This is a genomic window from Streptomyces sp. NH27, assembly GCF_056859195.1.
Genome location: NZ_JACEGK010000564.1, coordinates 1 through 4951, shown reverse-complemented (window position 1 = coordinate 4951; position 4951 = coordinate 1). Strand labels below are relative to the sequence as shown.

4 protein-coding genes and 1 pseudogene are annotated in these 4951 nt (G+C 74.3%); 2 read left to right on the top strand and 3 right to left on the bottom strand.

The features are described from left to right. A pseudogene (locus tag AC13HU_RS32000) lies at positions 1-266 on the top strand (peptidyl-tRNA hydrolase); the annotation flags it as partial. A 106-nt stretch (positions 267-372) separates the two neighbouring features. Here AC13HU_RS32000 and hemQ read toward each other — a convergent pair. Together hemQ and hemG are read right to left on the bottom strand one after the other, a co-directional pair. Beyond that, a complete protein-coding gene (hemQ, locus tag AC13HU_RS31995) occupies positions 373-1143 on the bottom strand; it encodes a hydrogen peroxide-dependent heme synthase (RefSeq protein ID WP_483045477.1) in 771 nt (256 codons plus the stop codon). Between the two features lie 4 nt (positions 1144-1147). Next, positions 1148-2650, bottom strand: a complete 1503-nt coding sequence (gene hemG, locus AC13HU_RS31990) for a protoporphyrinogen oxidase (RefSeq protein WP_483045476.1) — start codon at positions 2648-2650, stop codon at positions 1148-1150. A gap of 133 nt (positions 2651-2783) precedes the next feature. Here hemG and AC13HU_RS31985 point away from each other — a divergent pair, with 133 nt between their 5' ends. After that, a complete protein-coding gene (locus AC13HU_RS31985) occupies positions 2784-3761 on the top strand; it encodes a DUF4349 domain-containing protein (protein ID WP_483045475.1) in 978 nt (325 codons plus the stop codon). Positions 3762-3778: 17 nt separating this feature from the next. On the opposite strand, the gene hemE is transcribed toward AC13HU_RS31985, so the two are convergent. Then, complete coding sequence (gene hemE, locus AC13HU_RS31980; protein WP_483045478.1) at positions 3779-4834, bottom strand: uroporphyrinogen decarboxylase; 1056 nt, start codon at positions 4832-4834, stop codon at positions 3779-3781. Positions 4835-4951 lie beyond the last annotated feature (117 nt).

Here is a 4951-nt window from a genome sequence, read left to right as displayed (position 1 = left end):
GGATGGCGCCCGACGTCACCATGTCCGCCGGCAAGGCCATGGCCCAGGCCGGCCACGGCGCCCAACTCGCCTGGTGGGACCTCTCCCCCGAGGAGCGCCGCGCTTGGCGGGAAGCAGGGTTCCGACTTGCCGTGCGCACGGCAACCCCTGCCGCGTGGCCGGGCCTGACCGGGTCCGGGCTTCCCCTCGTCCGCGATGCGGGCTTCACCGAGATCGCTCCCGGGTCGGCGACGGTCGTCGCGGACGTTCCGGCGCTTCGGGGCTAGCCGCACCCTCCGGGGTGGTGGGTCCTGCCGTTGAGGGACCACCAACCGATGGGTGGCTTGTCGCGCGGTTCCCCGCGCCCCTGGTGGGGCACCCCGGAGGGTCCGCTCAGGCCAGCCCGGCGACGAGTTCGGCGACGGGGCGGCGGCGCCCCGTGTAGAAGGGCACCTCCTCACGGACGTGCAACCGCGCCTCGGACGCCCGCAGGTGACGCATGAGATCCACGATCCGGTACAACTCGTCCGCCTCGAACGCGAGAATCCACTCGTAGTCGCCCAGCGAGAAGGACGCGACCGTGTTGGCCCGCACATCGGGGTAGCCCCGCGCCATCTTGCCGTGGTCGGCGAGCATCCTGCGACGGTCCTCGTCGGGCAGCAGGTACCAGTCGTAGGAGCGGACGAACGGGTACACGCTGACGTACGCGCGCGGCTCCTCGTCGGCGAGGAACGCCGGCACGTGGGACTTGTTGAACTCCGCGGGCCGGTGCAGCGCCATGTTGGACCACACCGGGTCCAGCGCGCGGCCGAGCTTGGTGCGGCGGAAGAGGTTGTACGCGTCCTGGAGCGCCTCGGCGGTCTCCGCGTGCCACCAGATCATCAGATCGGCGTCGGCCCGCAGCCCGGACAGGTCGTACGTACCGCGCACGGTGACGTCCTTCGCGGCGAGTTGCGCGAACAACTCCTCCACCTCGTCCGCGTACCCGGTGCGGTCGGCCGGCAGCACGTCCTTGAGCCGGAACACCGACCAGAGCGTGTAGCGGATGACGTCGTTGAGGTCCTTGGCCTTCTTGCCCGCGTTGGCGGGCCGGTTCTGGGTGGCGTCGGCCGCGTCTGCTGCTGCGGCGGAGTCGGGGGCGCGGTCGGCGGTCGAATCGGTCATACGGCTATTCTCCCGCGCCGTCCGCGCCGTCCGGCACCAGGGTGGCCAGCACCTCGGCGGCGGCCCGGCGCCCGCTGCCGACGCAGGCGGGGATGCCGACCCCGTCGTACACCGCGCCGCACAGCGCCAGGCCCGGCAGCTTCGCGGCCTGCTCGCGCAGGCGCCGCACCCGGTCCACGTGCCCGACCGCGTACTGCGGCAGCCCGCCGTCCCAGCGGGTGACCCGCGCGGCGATCGGCGCGGCCCGCAGGCCCACCGCCTCGCCCAGGTTCTCCCGGGAGAGCCGGACCAGGTCGGTGTCGTCCCAGGCGAGGTCGGCGGTGTCGCCATGCCGCCCGACCGAGGTGCGCAGCACGAACGTGTCGCCGCCGGCCTCGTCGAGCCAGCCCCACTTACGGCTGGAGAAGGTGGCCGCCTTGATCGTGCGGCCGTCCACCGGCGGCACCAGGAAGCCGCTGCTGAGCGGGAGTTGAAGTGCGTCGCGGCGGCGGAAGGCCATCGTGACCAGCGCCATGCTCGCGTACTCGACCGCGCCCAGTTCCGCCGCGGCGGCGGGCGCCTCCGCGGCGAGCAGCACGGCGGCGGCGCGCGCGGGCGCCGCGACCACCACGGCGTCGGCGGTCAGCTCGCGGCCGTCCAGGCCGACCCGCCAGCCGCGCGGGCCGGTGCGCCGCAACTCCCGTACGGGGGTGCCGGTCTCGATCCGCACCCCCGCGGCGCGGCACGCGTCGGCCACCGCGAGCGGCAGCCGCCCGATCCCGCCGCGGATGCCGTTGAAGACCGGGCCGCCGGTCGTGCCCGCGGCCGCCTTGCGCTGGATGCCGCGGGCCGCCTCGATCAGCGAGCGGTGGTCGCGGGCGGCCGCGTAGAGCTGCGGTACGGCGGCGCGCAGCGAGATCTCGTAGGAGTTGCCCGCGTAGACCCCGCCGAGCAGCGGCTCGACCAGCCGGTCCACCACCTCGCGACCCAGCCGGGCGGCGACGAAGCCGCCGACGGCCGTGTCGTCGCCGATCTCGGTGCGGGGCAGCACGTGGTCCAGCGGGAGGCGGGCCAGGCCCGCGGCCGACAGCACCCCGGAGGCGGCGAGCGGCGCGAGGTCGCCCGGCACGCCCATCACGTGGCCCTGCGGCATCGGGCGCAGCCGGCCCCGGGTCCACAGCGTCGCGCCTCCGACGGCGGGCGGCTGGAGGTCGTCGGCGAGCCCGACCTCGCGGGCCAGCCGCACCGCCTCGGGCCGCCGGGCGAGGATCGACTCGGCCCCGAGGTCCACCGGGGCTCCGGCGATCTCGTCGGCGTACAGCTTGCCGCCCAGCCGCTCCGAGGCTTCCAGCAGCGTGACCTGGGCGCCGCCCTTGGCCAGGTCGAGGGCCGCGGTCAGCCCGGAGATCCCGCCGCCGATCACCACGACGTGCCCGGGGGCCGGCGTCCGGCCGTCCGTACCGCTCCGGCCGTCGCCCTCGTTGCCCCGGCTGTCCCGGCTGCCCCGGCCGTCACGCGTCTGGCTCATGGCTCCACTGTCGCAGACGCCGGAACGAGTTCCGAACGTGACCCCTTCGGGACCGGGGACCCGAAACCCGCCGCGGGCCGGGCCCGTCCAACCGGCAATCGCGACCCAACAGCCCTGATACCGGGGGGATTTGATGACCCACACGCAGATCTGGCGAAGAACGGACCGGGCCCGGACGCGGCGCGACAGGCGCCGGGGCGCGGCCTGTCTCGCGCTGCTGCTGGCCGTGGCCGTGGCCGTCGGGGGGTGCAGCTCGTCCGGCCACGGCGGCGACTCCTCCGCCGCGAAGCCCGCGGACGCGGCGGGGAAGCGGTCGGACGTGGCCCCCTACGCCGCGCCGTCGGCCACGTCCTCCGGCGCCACCGACTCCGGCACCGCGCGCGGCACGTCACCCGGCAGCACGCCGGCCAGGACACCGACGCCGGCCACCTACCTCGTGCGCACCGCGACCCTGGGCGTCCGCACCCCGCATGTGCAGGACCAGCTCGCCAAGGCCCGGCAGTACGCCACCCGGGCCGGCGGCTACGCGGGCGACGAGACCACGACGGTCGACGCGCACGGCCGGACCGCCTCCACGATCCAGCTCAGGGTCCCGCCGGACGAGTACGACACGGTGCTCGCCGAACTCGGCGGGCTCGGGCACCTGTTGGAACGCGAGGTCAGCGTGCAGGACGTCACCGGGCAGGTCATCGACGTCGGCAGCCGGATCAAGTCGCAGCAGGCCAGCGTGACCCGGGTGCGGGCGCTGATGGACAAGGCGACCGACCTGAGCGATGTGGTGCAGTTGGAGAGCGAGTTGAGCACCCGGGAGTCGGCGCTCGAAGCGCTCGAAGCCCAGCAGGCGTCGCTCAGGTCGCGCACCGACCTCGCCACGATCACGCTCAAGCTGTCCGAGCCCCCGGCCGCTGCGGCGCGGCCGAAGCCCCACCACCACAACGGTTTCTGGACCACCGTCGGGCACGCCTTCGGCACCGGCTGGCACGGGTTCCGCATGGCGGTGCGAGGGGTGCTGGTCGCCTTCGCGGTCGTCCTGCCGTTCGCCGCCCTGGCTGCCCTCGGGTTCCTGATCTACCGCCTCGTCCGTCGAAAGCTGGTGCGCAGGGCGCCCTGACCCTCCGGGGTGGTGCGCTACCGCGCAGTCGCTGCGTGGACGTAGTCCACGAGGCGGGTGAGGGCGTCGGGGGGCGTGCTGGGGATGACGCCGTGGCCGAGGTTGAAGACGTGGCCCGTGCCGGACGCACGGGCCGCGTCCAGCACTTCCGCGGCCTTGGCCTCGACCGCGGCGGTCGGGGCGAAGAGGACGGAGGGGTCGAGGTTGCCCTGGAGCGCCTTGCCGGGGCCGACCCGGCGGGCCGCCTCGTCGAGGGGTACCCGCCAGTCGACGCCGACCACGTCGGCCCCGGCCTCGCCCATGAGCCCGAGCAACTCCCCGGTGCCGACGCCGAAGTGGATGCGGGGCACGCCGTAGTCCTTGACGGCGTCGAAGACCTTCACGGAGGTGGGCATGACGTAGCGCCGGTAGTCCGCGGGGGCGAGCGCGCCGACCCAGGAGTCGAAGACCTGCACCGCGCTGGCGCCCGCCTCGATCTGCACCTTGAGGAAACTCGCGGTGATGTCGGCGAGCCGGTCGAGCAGGTCGCGCCACAGCTCGGGCTCGCCGTACATCATCGCCTTGGTGCGCTCGTGGTTGCGCGAGGGGCCGCCCTCCACGAGATAGCTGGCCAGGGTGAAGGGCGCGCCGGCGAAGCCGATCAGCGGGGTGGCGCCGAGTTCCGCGGTGAGCAGCCCGATCGCCTCGGTGACGTAGGAGACGTCGTCGGGCTCCAGGTCACGGAGCCGGGCGAGGTCGGCGCGGGTGCGGATCGGGCTGCCGACCACCGGGCCGACCCCGGGCTTGAGGTCGACGTCGAGGCCGATCGCCTTGAGCGGCACCACGATGTCGCTGAAGTACACCGCCGCGTCCACGCCGTGCCGCCGCACCGGCTGCATGGTGATCTCGGCGACGAGTTCGGGCCGGGTGCAGGACTCCAGCATCGGGATGCCCTCGCGCACCTTCAGGTACTCGGGCAGCGACCGCCCGGCCTGGCGCATGAACCACACCGGGGTGTGCGGCACTGATTCGCGCCGGCAGGCGCGGATGAACGGGGAAGCAGCGGTCTGCTGGTGCGCACTCACACCCCGAATCCTCCCACGGCCCGGAGCGCCGCCTCGCCCGGGTGACCGGCCTCCCCGGGACACCGCTCCTCCCCCGCCGCTTCTCCGCTGCTCCCCCGCCCCTTCCTCACCGAGATCCGCGCGTGG

Excerpts from the sequence above, each read along its gene's own strand:
- hemQ (WP_483045477.1), bottom strand. The coding sequence starts at position 1,143 with ATGACCGATTCGACCGCCGACCGCGCCCCCGACTCCGCCGCAGCAGCA.
- hemG (WP_483045476.1), bottom strand. The coding sequence starts at position 2,650 with ATGAGCCAGACGCGTGACGGCCGGGGCAGCCGGGACAGCCGGGGCAAC.
- AC13HU_RS31985 (WP_483045475.1), top strand. The coding sequence starts at position 2,784 with ATGACCCACACGCAGATCTGGCGAAGAACGGACCGGGCCCGGACGCGG.